This is a genomic window from Jeotgalibacillus malaysiensis (assembly GCF_044789845.1).
In the GTDB taxonomy this organism is placed as follows: domain Bacteria; phylum Bacillota; class Bacilli; order Bacillales; family Jeotgalibacillaceae; genus Jeotgalibacillus; species Jeotgalibacillus malaysiensis_A.
The window spans coordinates 2,680,091-2,700,623 of the sequence record NZ_CP085252.1; the positions used below are offsets into that span (position 1 = coordinate 2,680,091).

The window sequence follows — 20,533 nt, forward strand, 5'->3', positions numbered from 1 at the left end:
CATTATATCGGCAGGCAGAACAAAAATTAAAGGCACACGGGAAAATTAGAATAAAAGTCCCATGCGCCTGATGATTAATTATTACGGTTAGACAAGTAAGTTTTTTTGTTGTTATTCGCTACTGCTTCACGAAACTCCATATTTGCTTCATGCTGTGCCAGGTCAGTTTTAATATTATCTGTACAGGACTTGCAAATCTTCCCCTGAATGATCAGCGTTCCGCAATTATCACACGGATACCCAAGTCCCGGAAACTGTGCCGGATGTAGCCTGCGCTTACGGACCCACTTGTGTAAAAGGCTTTCTGATGCTCCTGTCACTTCAGTAATTCTTCCAATCGACGCCGCCCTATTCTCACGCTGTCGCAGAAAACGGTACACCTTTTCAAATAAATCCTCTTCTTCTTTAAAACACTTCGGACACACATCACGGAGCCCGTTATAATTAAAAATGGCATTGCACTTTGGACAGTTTTTTATCTCCGCCATCTGTAAATCCCCCTCAAGTCATTTTCTTTAGTATAAAACGAACGAGGAATAAATGGAAGCTAATATATAGGTCTTTTTATTTACAAATCACAACTTTATCACTATCTTCCTACAGTGAGTGTTCTTATTTCACCGGCACCTGCTTTTTTCAAAACATGTGCAGCTCGTCTTAGTGTTGTACCGGTTGTATATAAATCATCTATTAAAATGATCTTTTCACCAGTAAGATTCCTGATCGCTTTAAAAGGATTTTCCCCTTTATGCCGCTCTGACTTTACCTTTTTCGCCTGCGAAGTTTCAGTATTCTCCCTGGTTAATAGACATTCGTATTTGATCATCGCACAATCCAGTAAAGCTTCGGTCTGGTTAAAACCTCTTTCTTTCAAACGCTCAGCACTGACCGGTAAAGGTATAATAATCGCAGACTTCATAAATGGCTTAACCAATTCAGTAAGCTCCTTTTGAAAACACCCCGCAAGCACATAATCACCACTGTATTTAAATCTTTTCAACAGTTCTTTCAGTGCCGGATTGTATTGATAAATGGATTGATTTGAAGTCAGCACGCCTTTAAATTCCGGATGCTTTGACCAAACCTCACAGTCACCGCATACACCCTCTGCCTTCATACTTCTCGAACAAACCTCACACCGGGGACCTTCTATTTTGACCAGCATAGCCCTGCACACTTCACAGAACGGATCCTCCGCTCTTTTCAAAAACAAATCACTCCAGCCAATCTCTTCAAATAAGCGACTATGACAACTCAGGCACCTCATACAAGAATCCCCTTCACATACCCAAGCTTCACTGCCTCCTTATTCATCAGCACAATATGCCGCTGCGCTCTCACCATCGCATCCGTCAGACCGTTATGGAAAAACGTGATATTTCCGGCCGGCTTCAGCGGATCCCGACCGACTCTCCCGGCAATCTGTACAAGCGCCGCTTCTGTAAAAACCGGATCCCCCGCGCCAACCACAGCCACTTCAACACCTGAAAACGTCACACCTCTTTCTAAAATAGTAGTCGTGAGTAAAACCTTCGACTTCCCTTCTCTAAACGCCATCACCTTCTCACCCCGGTCAGGATCAGCTGAATGAACGCTTGGCACATTAAGCAACATTGAATAAGCCTGCATTGATTCGATGTCAGGCATAAATACTAACGCTTTCGGATGGCCCGCCAGCCATCTCAGTAAAATGGGGTCCACTTTATCTTTGAGTAGTGTTTTCTTCCAGTTTCCAAGCCACTTCGTCTCAGGTACAGGTAATGGATGTCCGTGAAACCTGGCAGGAATTTTAACAATCTCATCTGTTTTTATTTTTCTTGAAGGCGTTGCGCTGAGGTAAATTAACGTAGAGGATTTTTTGCGGGCTAATTGAGAAGTTTTCTGAAGCGCATCATCTGCTGAAAACGGAAATGCATCCACCTCATCAATGACCATCACATCAAATGCTTCCCTGAACCGGATCAGCTGATGTGTCGTCGCAATCGTAAGGTGTGCATGTGGCAGCCTGTCTTCACTCCCGCCATAAAGCGACTCAATCTCAGTCGTTGGGAATGCTCGTTTCAAACGGGGAGCCAGCTCCTGGACCACATCTCGTCTCGGGGTTGCGATACAAACGCGCAGTTCTTTTCGCAGCGCTTTTTCAATCGCATGAAATAGAATTTCTGTTTTACCTGCGCCGCAGACTGCATGAACTAGGATAGAGTTTTTCTTGTCTATAGAGGTTAGAAGTGCATCAGAAGCTCTTTGCTGCGGACGTGATAATTTTCCTTCCCACTGTAAAATTGGTTCAGGAGGAATTGACTGTTCAAACGGCGCACCTTTCCAAAGCACAATCCGCTCACACTCAGATGCTTTCCCCATCTGAATACAGTTACGGCAGTACATACAATGCTTACCACATTTGCCGCAGTGATGAGATGCAAACAAATACCGCTTCCTGTTTCCACAGCGGTTGCAGGAGAATTTTTCAATTGCTGGTACTAAATTAACCTGATTTTCAAACTCGGATAATGGAAATAGTTTAAGAACTTCAGAGAGGAGAAACTGTCTTCCAGAGAGGAATTGTTGTGGAGTAGTCATGAGGAGGCTCCTTTTTTGGGGGTTATTTTGTTCTGAGGATATCTTAGAGTTGTTGATAAGCTTTGAGAAATCATTGAAACATCAAGTGTAGCGGAGCGAAGGGCGGCGACTCCTGCGGGATTTGACGGACAGGTGAGACCCCGGAAGGCGAAGCCTGAGGAGGCTCACCGCCGTCCCCGCGGAAAGCGTCCACCCGAAGCGCAGCGAAACGCTTCAGGAAGAACAACTATCTATTTTTTCATCCATCCAAGACCCATCGAACCCTCACCAAGATGAGTTCCAATCACAGGTCCAAAATGACTGATTCTAAATGACACATTCGGCAGCTCAGCGCTGATCTCATTTTTCCACTGAATTGCTTCTCCTTCACGATTCGCATGAATAATAACAGCCTGAACCTCATCATATTTCTGAGCATCTTCTTTTAACAGATCGACAATCCGCTTCATCGCTTTTTTACGCGTACGGATTTTTTCAAAAGGTTCAATCTTCGTATCAACAAAATGCAATAAAGGCTTAACCTGCAGCATGCTGCCAATAATCGCCTGTGCATTTGAAAGACGTCCGCCCCGCTGCAGGTGACCTAAATTATCCACCATAAAATAAGCGCGCGTCGTTTCCTTCAGATCATTTAAACGGGAGAGAATTTCCTCAGCAGTTGCGCCTTCCTTTGCCATTACTGCCGCTTCCAGCACAAACATCCCCTGTACCATACAGGAGATTTCCGAATCAAACGCATGCACTTTTATATCGTCAACCATTTCACCAGCCTGGACCGCACCAGCGTACGTACCGCTGATTCCGCTCGATAAATGGATCGTTACTACTTCATCATAATTTTCGCTCAGCTCTTCAAAAAGTGAAGCGAATGTACCAACTGCCGGCTGAGACGTCTTCGGAAGCGCGCCGCCTTTACGGACCTCATCATAAAACGCATCCGTTGTCAGGTCGACCTCTTCCTCGTATGTCTTTCCATTCATAATGACATAAAGCGGCACCATGCGAATATCGTACATCTCACGCAGTTCCTCCGGCAAATACGCCGTACTATCAGTTACCACAGCCGTTCTCATTGAATCATCCTATCTATCTGCATTTCCATTAACATGGATACGTATATATGACACTTGTCATGTTCTATTTTATCTTAATCACTGGGTGAGTGCATCTTATTTAGGAATCTTTTTTGGGAGTGATGTTCGCCGGGAGGGTAGAGACGGGTCTGTCCCGGGTCTACCTTTTGGCAAGAAGAAAGTAGACAAGGGTCTGTCCTCGGTCTACAATAAACCAAAAGAATGGAGGAATCTGATGCCCAGGACTTCTAGAATAGTTAGCAAATCAGGTATTTACCACATCTCTATAAGGGGTGTTAACAGACAGCTAATGTTTTATGATGATGCGGATCGAACCTTTTTGTTGAACAAGTTATTGTTTCTTAAAGTAGAAACCGGTTTTCAGTTATATGCCTGGTGTTTGATGGACAACCATATTCACTTGGTTATTAAGGAAGAACACATCTCTATTTCTAAGATCATGCAACGATTAAATGCTAGTTATACAATTTATTTGAATCGTAAGTATGATGGAACTGGCACCATTTATGATGGTCGGTTTTACAGCACACCTATTGAAACAGTACCTTATTTACGTACTGTCATTCGTTATACTCATCAAAACCCCGTAAGAAGTTTAATTGTTTCCTCCCCTTCAGAATATAAATGGAGTAGTTGCCAACACTATTATGGAAAATCTACGAACTTTAACTCTTTAACCAATATTGAAAACATACTCAAACTCTTCAGTTTAAATATCGAAGAATCCATTAAACATTTTATTGAGTATACAGAATCAATTTATGAACTCCCCTGGAAAAACCCCTCAAAAAAATTAAAACTCTCAGATGCACAAGCTCTAGATATAATTCAGGAGCATATTGCTAATATTAAAATCCCCCTAATTAAAAAACTTCCAAAATTAGAACGGAATCTAATCATAAGAAACCTGAAATCAATTAATGGCCTAAATGCTTCACAACTATCCCGCATATTAGGAATTCCAAAATCAGTGATCTGGAAAGCATAAAACGTAGGGGCGGGACAGACCCTGCTCTACCTTCTGCCAAAGCGTAGACCCGGGACAGACCCGCTTCTACAGACCCACCCCAACAAAAAAAGAGCACCCTACTCAGGCACTCTCTGCTTCAACACTTTCTCATAATAAAACCGCTCGCATTCCTCAAGCGTCATTGGCTTAAAAAAGTGATATCCCTGCATATCATCACAGCCATTCATCAGCAGAAAGTCACGCTGTTCTGCTGTTTCCACGCCTTCTGCCAGCACGTCGAGGTCAAGGCTGTTCGCAAGCTTTACAATAGAAACAAGAATCGCTTCACCCTTTTCATCGACCATGATCTGATCGGTGAAGTGCTTATCAATCTTGATTTTATCGACCGGAAACTGGTTCAGATAGGACAAAGTTGAATAGCCGGTACCGAAATCATCAATCGCTACACGCATGCCCATTTTGCGCAGGCGCTCGAGTGTCTGGACACTTTCTTTATGAGAAAACAGCTGAATATTTTCTGTGATTTCGAGTTCAATCTGGTTATATGGCACCTGGTATTCAGAAATCACTTCTTCCAAAAAGGCAATAAAGTTTTTATTTCGAAACAGACCGGATGAAATATTAAATGCGATGATCCCCTCAAATCTGAACTGCTGCCGCCAATCTGAGAACTTTTCCAGACACCATTTAAGCTGATATCTGGTCAGCTTTTCCATCATGCCTGACGTTTCAGCAATTGGAATAAATTCAGCCGGCGATACAGGGCCTAGTACCGGGTGGGTCCAGCGCGTTAATACTTCAACGCCTTTGATCCAGTTCCGCGTTGCATCCACCTGCGGCTGATAGACAAATTCCAGTTCATCCCGCTCTATTACTTTTTTAAGCTCCTGCTGAATAATCAAATCACGCGAGACGCTTTCATGCATGACAGGGTCATACATCACCGCTTTAGCAGACTGCTTCTTTTTCGCTTCATACATCGCAATATCTGCTTTATCGATCAGCGTATCAACGAGGTTGCCGTCTTTGGGAAACTGACTGACGCCGATGCTTGGATCAATGTGAATTTCAGGACGGTCCTGCAGCATAAATGCCTGACTGAACATCCCGATCACACGGTTCCCAAACTCCATGACTTCCAGATCACTGAGTGCTTCAGGGACTAAAATCAGATACTCATCCCCGCCTAGTCTTGAAATCGTCAGCTCTTCCGGAAGATTTTTCTGAAGGCGCATCCCGATTTTCCTGATCAGCCTGTCCCCTACATCGTGACCGTATAAATCATTAATGATTTTAAACTGATTCAGATCCAGGAAGTAGATTGTAAACGCCTGGTTTTTATCTATGTAGTCTTTCATACATTCATAAGCATAACGTCTGTTTGGCAGGCCTGTCAGGTGGTCTGAGTTTGCAGACTGCCATAAAGACTGTTCAAGGTCTTTTTGTTCATTAATATTTCTGAAATAAACGGATAGACCGCCCTGTCTGTTAGGATAGGCGTGCACTTCAAACCAGCTTTTACTCGGCGCATAGAATTCTTCAAACTGCGTCGGAATCTGATCGTGCATCGTTTTGAAATAATGCTCTTCAAAATTAGTACCCCATGCTTCAGGGAACACCAGCCAAAAATTCCGGCCGATCAATTCTTCTCTTTTTTTAAACAAAACCTTTTCCGCTTCGTGGTTGACGTATGTAAAGCACCACTTTTCATCGAGCGAAAAGAAGGCTTCATTCATGCTTTCAAGTACGTCCACTGCATTTTCAGCGACGACGCCTGAATCGACTGCGGGCAGGATTTGAAAGAGCATGTGGTTTTCACCACATTTTGAAATCGTGAGCTGACAATGATCGCGTGATACCGTGCGGAAATAATATTCATATGAGTCCAGTCTGCCACGCCAGATTTTCTGACATTCTTTTTTAACCAGAGGCGCACGAATAAATTTATTCAGTTCACTATATTCTTTTCCCGCATGATCGACCATGGGCTCGAATTGTTCCCATGCAGGGTTGGCCAGCTGAATATCGCCACTTTCATTAATAATCGCAGCCGGCAGACGCAGCTGTTTTATTAAATGTTGTTCATCCATGGTCATCACCTCCATACGTTTTAATCAAAACTGACACTTACAATTGCTATATCGTCTTTTATGTTTAAATTTGAAACAATATCTTGAAAATGATCGTATATTTGCTCGTTTCCACGCATTTCCTGCAGGATGAACTGCTCACCCTCTGAAATTCTGAGTCCCATTGAATCGATGAAGCCGTCTGTATATAAAATCACCTTCGTATTTTCGCTAATCTGAATCCGATTAGTTACAGCTTTCGGTTCCTTTGAAAGGCCGATTGGCGGATTATTGCTTTTTAAAATAAAACTTTCCTTACCCGACACACCCACTCCGCCGGGATGCCCTGCATTCACATATGAAATGACCCGTTGATCAATGTCAAGCAGCATATAAATTCCTGTACAGAAAAAGTTTTTATAGCCTCTGCCCGATTTAAACAGCTTATGGAACTGGTCATTCAACTTCAAATACACCTTTTCAGGATCAATTTCATCCGTGATGATCCCCTCAAGCATCGACCGGATTGCCATACTCATCATGCCGGCCGTTACACCGTGACCCATAATATCAAGCAGAATAACGCCGTACTGATGGCTGTTGATTTTATACCAGGCATATAAATCACCTGAAAGCTGATCAGATGCCAGGTAGAAGCCTTGGATTTTAATATGGTCTTCCTCAACAGGATCAATGACCACGCGCTGCTGAATGGATTTTGCCATATCCAGGTCCTTCTGCTGTCGCAGCTCAAGTAATTTTCTGTCTGTTACATCCATATGTGTAATCACAGCGCCGATGATCTTTTGCTGTCCGGCATTTTTAAGAGGTGTTACATTCATCGCAAACCATCGCTTATCGCGCGGTGCATGGCACGGATATTCAATCACAACCCTTTCAATGGAACCATCAAGCACCATCTTCAGCTGCCTGACCGTTTCCCTGTCACAGACGCTGAAATAATTACTCCCTTCACCCGTCTCATCAGGATTGCCACTATTGATTCTCGTATAATCAGTCCACGCACTGTTGACCATTATAATCTTACCAGCCTGATCAATCACTGCAACATGCTGCGCCATCGATTGAATAATATGATCTGCTATAGAATCCTTTACATATCCCGTTTTGTTTCTGGGGTCCAACATACAAATCACCCCTTTCTCTATTGTTTCATGAAGTATGGGGTCAGACCCTGTACTTCGTTACCTTCTATCTCACAAATGTCTGTTGTCCCAGAATCTCGGGGATTTGCAACAGATCAAATACTTCCATCACTTCTTCGCGTACTTCTTTAATTCTGACGTCAATGCCTTCATCGCGTAGTGCCTGTACGAGGTTCAGCAGCAGGCCCATCCCGGATGAATCTACAAATGCCACTTGGTCAAAATTGATCGTGACGCTTTTATAATGCAGCAATGCAGGAATCAGCTCGTCTTCCACTGTTTCTGTACAGTCGATATCCAGGTCCCCTTCAAAGGTGACCAGTGCACGGCTTTCCTCCTGCTTGATTTCGTATGAAAACATGATCTTCACCCTCTCTTTAAAGCGTCAGCGTAAAATAATCTGTCCTTTTGCATTGATTGAAGCTGTCACGGCAAAGTGGTCTTCTGTGAGCACCCGTTTTCTGTTACCGATTTTCAGCACAGTGCCTTCAAGCGCTGTCCCGATTTTAATGACAGCATTTGCAGGCACTGACAAATTAGTTGGCGTTCCGCTTTCTGCACCGGTCCCGCCGACGTACATCCCTTTTTCAGCGTAAGCTTCACCGCCGCGCAGCGTTCCGATGATCGTCATATAGCCGCCTGCATGTATTCTTGAATTCACGCAGCTTTCCCCTTCAATGTAAAGATTTCCACCTGCATGAATTCTGCTGTTCAGCACATTTTGTACGCTGATCGTTGATTTTGATTCATCAAACAGCCCGATTTCCTCCTGCAGTGCACCAAGCTTTTGTGAGAGGTGAGTGAAGATATTCAGCGACATCGGTCTAGCGGAAAGGGTTAAGAATAACGCAGAGATCTGTTCTGCAGTTTCTTCCCAGCGTTCATCATCAAGCTGGGCACGCCCTTCTTTTACAAGCTGTACGTATTTTTTCGCTCTCGGCAGGAAGTCACTGAATTTCTTTTCCATTAAAATGCGGACGAGCGGCTGCATACCACCTTTTGCAAAGTCAGTGGACTTAAAACCTGGTGAGTTGATCAGCTGGGTGATGACTGCAATAATCCTGTCAATATCCTGCTTCAGCACGACGACCAGCATAGAGAGTTTTGAGGTCACCATATTGTTCTGACCGGCTGAGAGGTCTGAGGAAATTACATTACCTTTTACACTGATTGATCCTGACGCATTACACACAGAACCACTGATATTTTTAGCGATCACAACGTTCCCCTGCGCTTCAATCTTCATCCCGTGATGAACTTCACCGGTGATTTCCACGTCCCCAAAAAAGGAGATATTTCCTGACTCGAGACTGACATCCCCGTTGTGAAGCAGCTTCGGCATAATGGTGATTTTCACGAGCTGACCGCGTTCTTCGATATGAGGACGGCCGAATTCTTTCGCCACCACTTGATCACCAATCAGCTTGACCCCTTTACCAAGCCGCAAAATAACTGGATACACAGGTCCCGGCGGAATTGATTCACTGAAAACGGAATAGCCTGAAGTGCCTTCTTCAGGCGGATGAACAATGCCGAGAATATCGCCGGTTTCTATATTCGGAAATACCTTCGTTTCACGAAAATCGACTTTTCCATGTTCATCTTCATGCACACCCTCTTTAACATGCGTATCCACTTTCAGCTCAAGCCAGCCATCTCTCCCGTCAGTCGGCGCCACGCCGCGGGCAATCGTGTAGGTAGCAGGCTCAAGGTTGCGGACCGCTTTCATCAGCTCGATCTGATCAATGTTTTGTAAAATGGACTTTTCCTGCATCTCTGCTTTTATTTCCTGCTCCGTTAACGTCAGGGTCATCTGCTTTTCTTCTTTAAAAGTTAACGTCAGGTGGGAAGCGGGCTCTGTATCCTGAATGGTGCGCGTAATTTTATACCCCGGATTTACTTCGAGATAAGCCTTTAACTTATTCTTATCAATCGAGATCGACCATTCAGTTTCTTTTACTTCATCATTGATTGCAAGCCGGTATGAGTCATTTGCTGAGAGAATAAATGTTTTTGCTTCCACAGGCTTTTGATTTTTGTACAGCGTGATTTCTTTTGGGATTGTTACAATCGGCAACTTATGTGTGCCCGGTTCCATCATGAGTCTGCCATTTTCAACCCATACAGCACCATTACGTTCTAAAAGCTCCCTGTCTGAAGCAGGCCTGAGCGTTTTGACCGGTTCACGACTGACTTCCACCCGTTCGACGTCCACTTTGTCAAAAAAGGATTCCGCCTGGGCCAACCAGTCGGTAATTTCTGCCTGACTTTCATCAGGAGGAGGCGACGTACGCTTTTTTGTTTTTACAGATGGTTCATCTTGTTCACTCAGCAGCGTAAGCCTGACCACCGCCTCCTTTGAGCCGATTTTCAAAAATCCTTTTGCCGGGTTCTGGAGTACCTCGATATGTACATCCCGTTTTGTCACCTCGAGCAGTTCGACACCTGTCTGCACCGCTTCTTTAATCGTTTTTCCCTTTGCAACGATACTCTGCATATCATTCACCTGCCCTTTAGTCATCCGCTACTTGATTTTAAAAGTATCAATTATTTCCATCATATCCTGTGATGTCTCCGCCAGCGCCTCTGCCTGACCGTGCAGCGAATGCAGTAAGTCACTGATGCTGATTGTGACTTCAGCTGCTGCCGCTGATTTCTGCTGATAAAGTGAACGCATCAGATGAATTTTCTCCAGATACGCTTCCACGTCTTTTACAGGTGCATACATTTTTACAAATTGCTCTGCATCCTGCAGCAATTGAGTGACCTCTTCATTTTCATGCCGCTCCATCAGTGCTGATTTAACGGTTAATTCAGATAACCTGCGCGCAGATTCCTTCGTTTCTTTTTCTAAAAGAATCGACATTCGCTGCGCCTGCGTCGTATAGCCCGTAGCTTTTTTCAAAAGTGAATTGAGCCGCTGCGACATTTTATTCAGACTGACTGACAGTTTTCTCAGCTCACCATTATCATCCAGGTAATTTCGAACAGTCAAATCTCCACCTTCAAGACTGGACACCTGATTAATCAGCAGCTGAATATGATCAGCCACTCTGTTAAAAAATCTTGATATTAAGAAAATAAATAAGATCAGCGGAAGCAGCCCCAGCCCCATTAAAATAAAGGCTGTACGATAAATGGGGGCAGTTATTTCTGACTGGTCAAGCGAAACATAAGCTGCATATGATTCATTGACCGGGAAAAACAATTTGTAATATCGTTCCCCGCCAATTCTGCTGTCAGTGCCAATCAGGTTCTGCTGATCTTCTGACAGCGTCTGTTCAGTGCCTGCAATCAGATCCCATCCGTCTGCTGACTGTTGATATACAGCTGCTTCTTCCATGATCAGCAGATTTTCAGTTATTTCATGAATCAGTGCTTCTGGACCGGCCTGATTTAAAAACGCCGCCACTTCTTTTGATTCCACATAAATACTTAAAAAATAATCTGCTCCTTCAGGACGGTAATACGCATATTTATGCCGTTCATCACTTGAAATATTTGTTCCGGTCACGGTTTCTGAGCTGACAAGCGAATACGCTTCATCATTTCTGAGCACACTGATCGCATCGTCATAATAACCGACTTCCGTGAGACTGAAACCTTCATCCTCCGGTTCAGATGTGACTGTACCTGTTACATCATCCCCTGTTTCCTGAAAAATTGTCAGGCCATCAAGCTGAAACTCTTCCTTGTACTGAAGCAGCTGTTCTCTTGAAACGTCCGAACCATTTAACGTTCCGAGATTACTTGCAATCAGTCTCACCTGCGTAAGCATCCGTGTATCCAGCTCCTGCTCCAGCAGATTAATTGCCACTTCAGTCTGTTTAAAGCGTGACAGCAGTTCATTTTCGATTTCATCCGCACTGTTTTCTGTCTGATTTGCTATTTGCTGCTGCATGAGAAACAAATGAATGACAGCACCGATTATGCCAATCAATATGGCAGCTGCAAATGTCCAATATAAAAATTGCTTCCTCAGTGTTGTATATTTTGCCATCCTCACACACTCCAGACCTGCGCAACAGTTTCTGTATTGAGATTTGTGCTTACCCCGGTTCTTTCCGGCTGGTCAAACGAAATGACAATCGTCGACCCTTTCTCTGAAGTATGCAGATGCACAAAGCTTGCGATTTTTAACATGACTGTAAACCCCTGCCCCATAGAATCCTGCGTAGAATAACCTGAATAAAGCGTTGCCTTAGGAAGCTGCTCAAGCGGAAAACCCGTTCCTGAATCTTCAACAATCAAATGGAGCGACTCATCCTTTTCTACAATCATCACCTTTCCGTGCGATGCATGCTTAAACACATTTGTCATCGCTTCAGACAGCACCAGTAAAATGCTCATGATGGCTGACTTGGAAAATTGACGTGCTTCTAAGCGCTGTCTTGTCTGATTTCGGATCTTAGAAATATCAGACCGCTCCCCAATCCTTCCTTCAATTAATACAGCGCCTTCTTTAAAACACTCCACTTCATCTACTTCAATCAGCATCAGTTTGTTCTGAGTGGCAGCCGCCAATACGTCCCGGTAGACATACCAGATATCCTGCTGATTGCGTTTTACATGCTTTTTAATACAAGCTCTTTCAGGAAACAGCTTCTCCTTATGATTAAAATACACGGCCTGCATTGCACGTATGACACGCTCTTTTTCCTTGTATTGACTGATCTTCTCAGGAAGGTCCTCACCCTTTTCACACCACTCGAGCATATGGGCAGCCGCTGCAACCACCGGCTCCTCATGTTTTTTCAACTGGTCCTGCTCATGCCTGATCACCTGAAAAAACAGCTGATTCCGTTTTCTTTTAGAATAAGAGAGCTCAGCACCTATTTTCATTGCCAGATAAGCCGCATTTACAACACAGAGTAACTGCGCGTGAGGCTGGTCCGATGGCTGCAAAGCGCGATCTGCATTCTGTTTGCTATTGAATAAAGTTAACAACCATCTCATCGCAATCACTCTCCTAAAAATTTGTCGAAAATAAGAAAATATTTTTTCTACAAAATTCTATATGTATTCAATTAATCATCCAATAACCGTGACTAAAGTTCTATTTGATTTAGTATATTTTACCCCTTTCTTCAGATAAACACAATATGATTCGACACAATATTTGTCAATCAGCCCACATGTCTCAAAACTTGAAATACCTTACATACATTCTTTAAAACTTCCTGATTGACAACTTGTATATACACGTTATAGGATAGGAATTGTTAAATGAAAGCGCTGTTTATTGAGAGTATATATGGTTTGTTGCTGAATGTGGCACTGGTTGGGCGGATACAACATACTACACGGGGAATTGGTGCCGGATGCGGACGGGTTGCTGCATGTAACCGTGTGTATCGCTGCATCCCGGGAGCACAATGGTACAACTCCGGCCATAATTGCTACATCTGGCTTCAAAGACTGGATCCAGCCTTATGAAACCCTCTCATTCCCAGTGTTTTTTTCCTGGATAAAGGGAATAGATGTAATGCGTCGCATGAAATGAAAACGGTTTCGAAAGGGAGGTTTTATAGATGAGCGATGTGAATCGTGAACAGGTGCGCCAGATTGTTGAAGCAATCGGCGGACAGGAAAACATTGACACAGCTACTCACTGTGTCACACGTCTCCGCTTCGTCCTGCATGACGACAGCAAGGTAGACAAGAAGAAGCTTGAGTCAATTGATCTGGTTAAAGGGTCATTTGCCAACAGCGGACAGTATCAGGTAGTCATCGGACAAGGGCTTGTAGATAAGGTGTATAAGGTCCTGGCAGAGGAAACAGGCATTCAGGAAGTATCAAAGGATGATGTAAAAAATGCAGCGACGAAAAAGATGAACCCGCTGCAGCGTGCAATCAAGCTTTTAGCTGATATCTTTATTCCTATTCTTCCGGCAATCGTAACAGCAGGTTTACTGCTCGGTTTGAACAACGTGTTAACTGCAGAGGACTTATTCGGGGCAGATCCACTGATCGTCACATACCCCCAGTGGGCTGATATTGCAGAAGTCATTAATATTATAGCCAGCGCCGCCTTCACCTTTTTACCTGCACTGATCGGCTGGTCAGCAGTAAAAAGGTTCGGGGGCAACCCTTTAATGGGTATCGTACTTGGTTTAGTACTGGTGCACCCTAACCTGCTGAGTGCTTACGCTTATCCGGATGCACTCCAGGAAGGAACTGTACCAACATGGAGCCTGTTTGGTTTAACTGTTGAATCAATCGGTTATCAGGGTCAGGTACTTCCGGTGTTAGTGGCAGCTTATTTATACGCACTGATTGAAAAGTTCTTAAACAGACGTGTACACGATTCAATCAAATTGCTCGTTGTCGCACCGGTTTCGATTTTGATCACTGGTTTCGCAGCATTTATCGTCATTGGACCACTGACATTTGCAGCAGGTACAGCAGTAACTGATGCAGTTGTCTATATGTTCGAAAACTTCGGCTGGTTAGGCGGACTGATCTATGGTGGATTCTATGCAGTACTTGTTATCACAGGTATGCACCATACATTCCTGCCGGTAGACTTACAGCTGATTTCAGACCAGGGCGGTACATTCCTATGGCCAATCCTTGCTCTGTCTAACATTGCCCAAGGATCTGCAGCATTTGCCATTTTCGCAGCAGCATTCTTTATGAAATCAAAAGATGAAAAACTTAAAGGTCTTGCAAGTTCATCCGGTATTTCAGCATGGCTCGGCGTCACAGAGCCTGCACTATTCGGGGTTAACCTGCGCTATAAGTTCCCATTCATCTGCGCACTGATCGGTTCAGGTATCGCAGGACTTCTCCTCGGTGCCAACTTCGTCCTCGCCAACTCAATCGGCGTCGGCGGTGTACCCGGTATCATCTCAATCCAGAGCCAGTTCTGGGGCATATTCGCAATCGGCATGGCCATCGTCATCGTCGTACCATTCGCCCTGACACTTGCATACGCACTGATTATCAAAAAAGGTAAGCTTGAAGAAGAGTAAAACTTGATATAGAGCTGTGAGAAGAAATTTTCACAGCTCTGTTTTTCTTTTAATAGCGTAGAGGCGGGTCTGTCCCGGGTCTACGCGCGAAGGCCGGGGTCAGACCCCCGCCTTCATTTACAAACAAAAAGGAGGAATTTCAATGGCACAGCCTTGGTGGAAAAAAGCAGTGGTGTATCAGATTTATCCGAAGAGCTTCAACGATACGACAGGAAATGGTGTTGGTGATCTGAACGGGATTACTGAGAAGCTTGATTATTTAAACGAACTAGGTGTAGATGTCCTCTGGCTTACACCGCCTTACAAATCACCTCAGCGTGACAACGGTTATGACATCAGCGACTATTTCTCCATTCACGAAGAATACGGATCTATGGAAGACTTTGACCGCATGCTTGAAGAAGCACACAAGCGCGATATCCGCATTATTATGGATATCGTTGTAAACCATACTTCAACAGAGCACGAGTGGTTTGTTGAATCACGTAAGTCTAAAGACAATGAATATCGCGATTTTTATATTTGGAAAGATGGGAAAGAAGACGGTTCTGAACCGACGAACTGGATATCAAAATTCGGCGGAAACGCATGGCAGTATGATGAAGCAACCGGTCAGTACTACCTTCACCTATTTGACGTGACGCAGGCTGATCTGAACTGGGAAAATGAGAAAGTGCGCCGGGAAATTTATGACATGATGAACGTCTGGGCTGAAAAAGGGGTGGATGGCTTCCGCCTTGATGTGATTAACCTCATCTCAAAAAATCAGGATTTCCCTGACGAAACAGGCGATGGTGACGGACGCCGCTTTTACACAGACGGCCCGCGCGTGCATGAATATATGCACGAAATGAATCAGGAAGTCTTTTCAAAGCACGACCTGCTGACAGTCGGTGAAATGTCGTCAACAACGATTGATCATTGTATTAAATACTCTAACCCTGAACGTGAAGAGCTCAGCATGACGTTTAATTTCCATCATTTAAAAGTGGATTATCCGAACGGTGAAAAATGGACGGTAGCAGATTTTGACTTCCTTCAGTTGAAAGACATCCTTTCTACGTGGCAGGTTGGCATGAACGAAGGCGGCGGATGGAACGCGCTGTTCTGGTGCAACCATGACCAGCCGCGTGTCGTATCCCGCTATGGAAACGACGGCAAGTATCACAATGAGTCAGCGAAAATGCTCGCAACATCCGTTCATATGATGCAGGGTACGCCTTATATTTATCAGGGGGAAGAGTTTGGGATGACAAATCCGAAATTCACCTCAATTGATGAATACCGCGATGTGGAGTCCTTGAATATTTATAATATCCTGCTTGAACAGGGTAAAAGTGAAGAGGAGATCCTTAAAATTCTGCGTCAGAAATCACGCGATAATTCCCGTACGCCTGTCCAGTGGGACGACAGTGAAAATGCTGGATTCACAAGTGGCACACCGTGGATCCCTGTAGCGAAAAACTATAAAGAACACAACGCGAAAAAAGCGCTGGAAGACCGCAACTCAGTCTTTTATCATTACCAGAAACTGATCCAGCTGCGTAAGGATTTTGACATCCTGACAGACGGGAACTACGAGCTGCTGCTTGCAGATCACCAAGCTATTTTCGCTTACACACGTAACACTGAAAACGAGACACTGCTTGTATTAAATAACTACTATGCAGAAGAAACGACGTTTGAAATGCCTGAATCACTTGCTGAAAAGCTGAATGGCTTTACGCGTCCGGACGTGCTGATACAGAATTATGATGATGTCAATGGTGACGCTAAAGCGTATACGCTGCGTCCTTATGAGTCGATCGTGTTTCATTACAAGAAGTAAGATGTAAAACACCGCCCGGGAGATGGATTCCGGGCGGTGTTTTATTTGCCACTGCGGCAGAGTTGAACGTCGTATAATCTGGTTTGAGGTAGGTGATCTGCGAATTGACGTAGTGATACACCCGAATCGAGTGCTGTTAATAATCAATTGAGTGCAGTATCTCCAAAACCGAATGTTGCACTTCCCCCCTTGATTCCCTTAAGAAACTAAAAGCTTGTGACCTAAGGGCATCAAGAGTATGTGGAGGTCGAACGTTGTGAAAGTGCGATTGAGGTAGATGAGGTGATACTTTGACGTAGCGATACACCCGGATCGAGGGCACGATCCTCAGAATCGAGTAACCTATCAGCTCGATCGAGTGCTGTATCCGTCATTTCGGTTGCAGCCACCCGCCTCTACTTTACATCCATCGCAAGCTCCACAGCCCGCGTCACAACCCTTACCCCCTGCTCCAGACAATCATGGTTAAACCGCATATTAGGATGATGCAGTCCCGGTTCAAGATCCGCTCCTAGCGCCAGCATGCAGGCCTTCAGCTCAGGCTTTTTAATCGTGTAAAAATGAAAGTCATCACTGCCCGGCGTTACAACGCGAGGCCTTAGTGAGTTTTCTCCCAGTTCCTGTACAATCGCTTCCCGCATAATCGCCTCTGCATCTTCGTTCACATCTGCACCTGGCGTATAATCAACCCACTCACCCTCAATTTTGACACCAAGCATGGAACTAAAAGCAGCAACCTTCTCATCAATCCGCTTTTTTAGCTCATCCATCGCCTCATTCGTCTGGGCACGCACATCAAGGGCAAACGTCGCAGAGCCGGGGATAATATTATAATTTGATGCTCCTGCATGAAAGCTTGTCATCTTAACGGAATGCGGAATCATTGGTGAGATTCTCACTGTGTGCAGCTGCTGACCAAGCGCAAACCCTGCTTCAATCGCATTTACACCCTGATGAGGTCTCGCACCGTGCAGGTCTTCTCCAGTAATCTTACCCTCATAAAAAATCCCGCCGCCATGTGAAATGGATGGTGCAGCTTCACCAAAAGACAGCTCATCTTTTGGACGCAGATGCACACCAAACAATACACTGAGTCCATCCGCTCCACCATTTTTAATGACAGAAAGCGAACCATTCCCCTGTTCCTCAGCAGGCTGAAAGATACACCTGAACGTGCCTTTCAGCTGATTCTCCTTCTTTTTCAAAGCTAAAAGCGTACCGATCCCGATCGTCATATGCGCATCATGACCGCAGGAATGGTTCGCCTTCATCTCACCATCAACCTCCTGCCACAGCGCATCGATATCCGCTCTAAAACCGACAATCGGCTCACCGCTGCCCACTTCAGCAATCAGTCCGGTATGCTTTTTAAACAGCTGAACGCGCACACCCTCCCGCTCCAGCATACGCGCGATATAATCAGTCGTCCTCACTTCCTTAAAACTCATCTCAGCAAGTCCGTGCAGATCCTGCCACACCTGTTCAAGATTCATCTTCACACCTCCACATGTATTTCGCTCAAACTTTCAAGCACTGCTTCATCAACATCCACGCCAAGCCCTGGCTTTTCAGCTAAATAAACGTAAGGCACCTCGTACTTCAGGTTCCCCGGATCCATCGAAAATAAAAGTGGTCCCGTCAACTCAGTCGTCTCAATATTTTTTCTCGCCATCGCAGCATGATAGCCTGCTGCTGAGCCGATTGATGACTCCACCATTGAACCAACCTGACACGCAAGACCGGCAGCTTCAGCAGTTTTCGACATATGGATAACGGGATAAATTCCACCACTCTTCATCAATTTCAAATTAATTTTATCAGCAGAACGCTCACTGATCGCACGCTGCAAGTCTTTTTCAGAGCAAATACTCTCATCCAGCATAAGCGGCGTCAGCGTTGATTGCCTTAACTCATTCATTTCTGTAAAAGCCTCCGGTAAAAGCGGCTGCTCGACCCAGTCCAGGTTCAGCGATTCTGTTTGAGCAAGCGCTCGCTTAGCTGTCTCATACGTTCCCCAACCCTGGTTCACATCCACCCGGATCGGCACACGATCACCAACTGTCTGCCTGATTGCACTCAGCCGTTCTACATCAAGCACTGCATCCCCATTCAGCTTAATCTTTAAATGTTCATACCCTTTTTCAAGCGCGTTGAGTGCAGCCTCACTCATTTTTTCAGGCGTCCCTATTGAAATGACCTTCGGATAACTCAGCTTCTCATGCGCTTTTCCCCCAATTAAATCGTATACAGGAAGACCCGTAACCTTCCCCATCAGGTCATAGCACGCAATATCCACTGCCGCTTTGATAGAAGGATTTCCTTTTAAAGCATGATTCATGCGATCATGAATCTCTTCAATTTGAAAAGGAGACATTCCATTCACTTCAGGGACAATCACTTTTTCTAAAAGCGCAAATGAACCGTAAAACGATTCACCCGTCACATGCTCATCAGGCACAGCCTCCCCATACCCCTCATGACCAGTATCAGTCGTCAGCTTCAAAATAATCGATGGCATTGAATCGAATCTCGCATACGAAACAACAAATGGTTCCTTTAAAGGGAGATGAATCCCCCATATTTCAGCACGAATAATCTTCATTTTACCTAACCTCATTTCCCAGGAAATATGTCGATATGTATAGAAAATGCACCTCTTATTGAGATGCATTTCATAACTCTTAAATACAATTACAAGTAAAAGAATTTTATCAGCAAATCTTGCAGTGGAGAACGGAGACTCCTGCGGCATAGAAGCGACAGGTGAGACCCCGGAAAGCGAAGCTTGAGGAGGCTCACCGCGCGGCCGCGGAAAGCGGAGTTCTCCACGGAAAGGTTTGCGGCTACTAAGTTAAACTCTACTAAGGCGCAGCAATAAACTGAATGGAAGCAATCTTCCACTCCCCGTCAACCTCTTTTAAAATCGTCACTTGCCGTCCGCTTCGTGACGCCTCTGCACCGGATGACGGATCCGTTGTCGTCAGCTCCATATTTGAAAATACCTCAGCAGAACCTTCTTCATAACCGCTGATTGTATGCTCAACCACTTCTCTATTCACATCAAACTGGTCATATACTTTCTCAAGCGCCCCACGCTCTTCTTCTCTGTCATAATATCCATCTTCATATAAAAGCAGGTCCAGATAACCTTCTATATCCTTATTGTTAAAAGTCTCAATATACTCATCAAAGACCGCCATAATTTCCTCTTCTGCTTCTGCAGGCACCTCTGCACTCTTCACATTACCTTCTTCATCAAACACAATGCCTTCCTCAGATTCACTTAACCCTTCAGAAGTATGCGTCTCCTGGCCTTCACCCGAAAGCCCATCTCCCGCACTGTTCGAATTCGTACTCTCCTCATCACTGCAACCTGCCAGCACAACCGCAAGCAGACCGGCAGCAATCGATGTCTTCCAAACCCTATTCATGTAAACCGTCCTTTCTGCTTAAATGATTTATCTCTGTAAATTCGGCTGACAGTTTCCGCTTCAGGGGGACGCTTTCCGGACGGAGGTTGCTGAGCCTCCTCGCCTTCGGCTGTGGGGTCTCAGCTTCCCTCTAATCGTCCCGGAGTCGCCCCCTTCCGCTCCAACAGTCAGCTGTGCAACTAAAAACCATGAACTATAACATGGTTAATATAAATATTATTGAATTTTAGGAGAAGTACCTACCAGCGGATTCTTGGAGTGGGGGACGGAGACTCCTGCGGCGTAGAAGCGACAGGTGAGACCCCGCAAGGCGAAGCCTGAGGAGGCTCACCGCGCTGCCGCGGAAAGCTCAGTCCCCCACGGAAAGAAGTAGCGGCTTATTGACTCAAATATCATATGAAAATAATGGTACATTCACTAA

16 protein-coding genes are annotated in these 20,533 nt (G+C 44.8%); 3 read left to right on the forward strand and 13 right to left on the reverse strand.

Translation table 11 applies throughout. From position 1 onward, the window contains the following. Positions 1-74: 74 nt before the first annotated feature. The 4 genes from LG330_RS14285 to LG330_RS14300 form a co-directional block, all read right to left on the reverse strand. Positions 75-488 (reverse strand): TIGR03826 family flagellar region protein, encoded by a 414-nt coding sequence (locus LG330_RS14285; protein WP_404404920.1) that lies wholly within the window; start codon positions 486-488, stop codon positions 75-77. Between the two features lie 101 nt (positions 489-589). Next, the gene (locus tag LG330_RS14290) at positions 590-1,207 is read right to left on the reverse strand and encodes a ComF family protein (protein WP_404404922.1); all 618 of its coding nucleotides are present in this window, start codon (positions 1,205-1,207) and stop codon (positions 590-592) included. A gap of 56 nt (positions 1,208-1,263) precedes the next feature. Then, positions 1,264-2,427, reverse strand: a complete 1,164-nt coding sequence (locus tag LG330_RS14295) for a DEAD/DEAH box helicase (protein WP_404404924.1) — start codon at positions 2,425-2,427, stop codon at positions 1,264-1,266. 383 nt (positions 2,428-2,810) lie between these two features. Beyond that, entirely contained in the window at positions 2,811-3,653 is an 843-nt protein-coding gene (locus LG330_RS14300) for a DegV family protein (RefSeq protein ID WP_404404926.1), read from the reverse strand. Between the two features lie 235 nt (positions 3,654-3,888). Here LG330_RS14300 and LG330_RS14305 point away from each other — a divergent pair, with 235 nt between their 5' ends. Then, complete coding sequence (locus LG330_RS14305; protein ID WP_404404928.1) at positions 3,889-4,662, forward strand: transposase; 774 nt, start codon at positions 3,889-3,891, stop codon at positions 4,660-4,662. Between the two features lie 98 nt (positions 4,663-4,760). On the opposite strand, the gene LG330_RS14310 is transcribed toward LG330_RS14305, so the two are convergent. The 6 genes from LG330_RS14310 to LG330_RS14335 all read right to left on the reverse strand — a co-directional run bounded on the left by LG330_RS14310 (position 4,761) and on the right by LG330_RS14335 (position 12,835). Continuing rightward, positions 4,761-6,734, reverse strand: coding sequence for an EAL domain-containing protein (locus tag LG330_RS14310; RefSeq protein ID WP_404404930.1), 1,974 nt, complete (start codon positions 6,732-6,734; stop codon positions 4,761-4,763). Between the two features lie 20 nt (positions 6,735-6,754). Beyond that, a complete protein-coding gene (locus LG330_RS14315) occupies positions 6,755-7,861 on the reverse strand; it encodes a SpoIIE family protein phosphatase (protein ID WP_404404932.1) in 1,107 nt (368 codons plus the stop codon). Positions 7,862-7,925: 64 nt separating this feature from the next. After that, positions 7,926-8,240: an STAS domain-containing protein gene (locus LG330_RS14320; RefSeq protein WP_404404934.1), complete on the reverse strand. Its 315-nt coding sequence runs from the start codon at positions 8,238-8,240 to the stop codon at positions 7,926-7,928. Positions 8,241-8,264: 24 nt separating this feature from the next. Then, positions 8,265-10,376 carry a flagellar assembly protein A gene (locus tag LG330_RS14325; RefSeq protein ID WP_404404936.1) on the reverse strand — a complete coding sequence of 704 codons (2,112 nt, stop codon included), beginning with the start codon at positions 10,374-10,376 and terminating at the stop codon, positions 8,265-8,267. Between the two features lie 27 nt (positions 10,377-10,403). Next, a complete protein-coding gene (locus LG330_RS14330) occupies positions 10,404-11,879 on the reverse strand; it encodes a HAMP domain-containing protein (protein WP_404404938.1) in 1,476 nt (491 codons plus the stop codon). Between the two features lie 2 nt (positions 11,880-11,881). After that, entirely contained in the window at positions 11,882-12,835 is a 954-nt protein-coding gene (locus LG330_RS14335) for an ATP-binding protein (RefSeq protein WP_404404940.1), read from the reverse strand. Positions 12,836-13,410: 575 nt separating this feature from the next. On the opposite strand from LG330_RS14335, the gene treP reads away from it, so the two are divergent. Together treP and treC are read left to right on the forward strand one after the other, a co-directional pair. Beyond that, the gene (treP, locus tag LG330_RS14340) at positions 13,411-14,853 is read left to right on the forward strand and encodes a PTS system trehalose-specific EIIBC component (protein WP_404404942.1); all 1,443 of its coding nucleotides are present in this window, start codon (positions 13,411-13,413) and stop codon (positions 14,851-14,853) included. Between the two features lie 142 nt (positions 14,854-14,995). Beyond that, a complete protein-coding gene (gene treC, locus LG330_RS14345) occupies positions 14,996-16,681 on the forward strand; it encodes an alpha,alpha-phosphotrehalase (protein WP_404404944.1) in 1,686 nt (561 codons plus the stop codon). 395 nt (positions 16,682-17,076) lie between these two features. Here the strand turns inward: treC and LG330_RS14350 are convergent, their stop codons facing one another. The 3 genes from LG330_RS14350 to LG330_RS14360 all read right to left on the reverse strand — a co-directional run bounded on the left by LG330_RS14350 (position 17,077) and on the right by LG330_RS14360 (position 20,112). Continuing rightward, on the reverse strand, positions 17,077-18,174 hold the full coding sequence (locus LG330_RS14350) for an amidohydrolase (protein ID WP_404404946.1): 1,098 nt from the start codon (positions 18,172-18,174) through the stop codon (positions 17,077-17,079). A 2-nt stretch (positions 18,175-18,176) separates the two neighbouring features. Continuing rightward, entirely contained in the window at positions 18,177-19,283 is a 1,107-nt protein-coding gene (locus tag LG330_RS14355) for a mandelate racemase/muconate lactonizing enzyme family protein (protein ID WP_404404948.1), read from the reverse strand. A 259-nt stretch (positions 19,284-19,542) separates the two neighbouring features. Continuing rightward, positions 19,543-20,112, reverse strand: a complete 570-nt coding sequence (locus LG330_RS14360; RefSeq protein ID WP_404404950.1) for a YybH family protein — start codon at positions 20,110-20,112, stop codon at positions 19,543-19,545. Positions 20,113-20,533 lie beyond the last annotated feature (421 nt).

What these genes read in the sequence shown, in the direction of transcription:
- treC (WP_404404944.1), top strand. Translation starts at nt 14,996, where the DNA reads ATGGCACAGCCTTGGTGGAAAAAAGCAGTGGTGTATCAGATTTATCCG.
- treP (WP_404404942.1), top strand. Translation starts at nt 13,411, where the DNA reads ATGAGCGATGTGAATCGTGAACAGGTGCGCCAGATTGTTGAAGCAATC.
- LG330_RS14315 (WP_404404932.1), bottom strand. Translation starts at nt 7,861, where the DNA reads ATGTTGGACCCCAGAAACAAAACGGGATATGTAAAGGATTCTATAGCA.
- LG330_RS14320 (WP_404404934.1), bottom strand. Translation starts at nt 8,240, where the DNA reads ATGTTTTCATACGAAATCAAGCAGGAGGAAAGCCGTGCACTGGTCACC.
- LG330_RS14305 (WP_404404928.1), top strand. Translation starts at nt 3,889, where the DNA reads ATGCCCAGGACTTCTAGAATAGTTAGCAAATCAGGTATTTACCACATC.
- LG330_RS14355 (WP_404404948.1), bottom strand. Translation starts at nt 19,283, where the DNA reads ATGAAGATTATTCGTGCTGAAATATGGGGGATTCATCTCCCTTTAAAG.
- LG330_RS14350 (WP_404404946.1), bottom strand. Translation starts at nt 18,174, where the DNA reads ATGAATCTTGAACAGGTGTGGCAGGATCTGCACGGACTTGCTGAGATG.
- LG330_RS14325 (WP_404404936.1), bottom strand. Translation starts at nt 10,376, where the DNA reads ATGCAGAGTATCGTTGCAAAGGGAAAAACGATTAAAGAAGCGGTGCAG.
- LG330_RS14285 (WP_404404920.1), bottom strand. Translation starts at nt 488, where the DNA reads ATGGCGGAGATAAAAAACTGTCCAAAGTGCAATGCCATTTTTAATTAT.
- LG330_RS14310 (WP_404404930.1), bottom strand. Translation starts at nt 6,734, where the DNA reads ATGGATGAACAACATTTAATAAAACAGCTGCGTCTGCCGGCTGCGATT.
- LG330_RS14330 (WP_404404938.1), bottom strand. Translation starts at nt 11,879, where the DNA reads ATGGCAAAATATACAACACTGAGGAAGCAATTTTTATATTGGACATTT.
- LG330_RS14300 (WP_404404926.1), bottom strand. Translation starts at nt 3,653, where the DNA reads ATGAGAACGGCTGTGGTAACTGATAGTACGGCGTATTTGCCGGAGGAA.
- LG330_RS14360 (WP_404404950.1), bottom strand. Translation starts at nt 20,112, where the DNA reads ATGAATAGGGTTTGGAAGACATCGATTGCTGCCGGTCTGCTTGCGGTT.
- LG330_RS14335 (WP_404404940.1), bottom strand. Translation starts at nt 12,835, where the DNA reads ATGAGATGGTTGTTAACTTTATTCAATAGCAAACAGAATGCAGATCGC.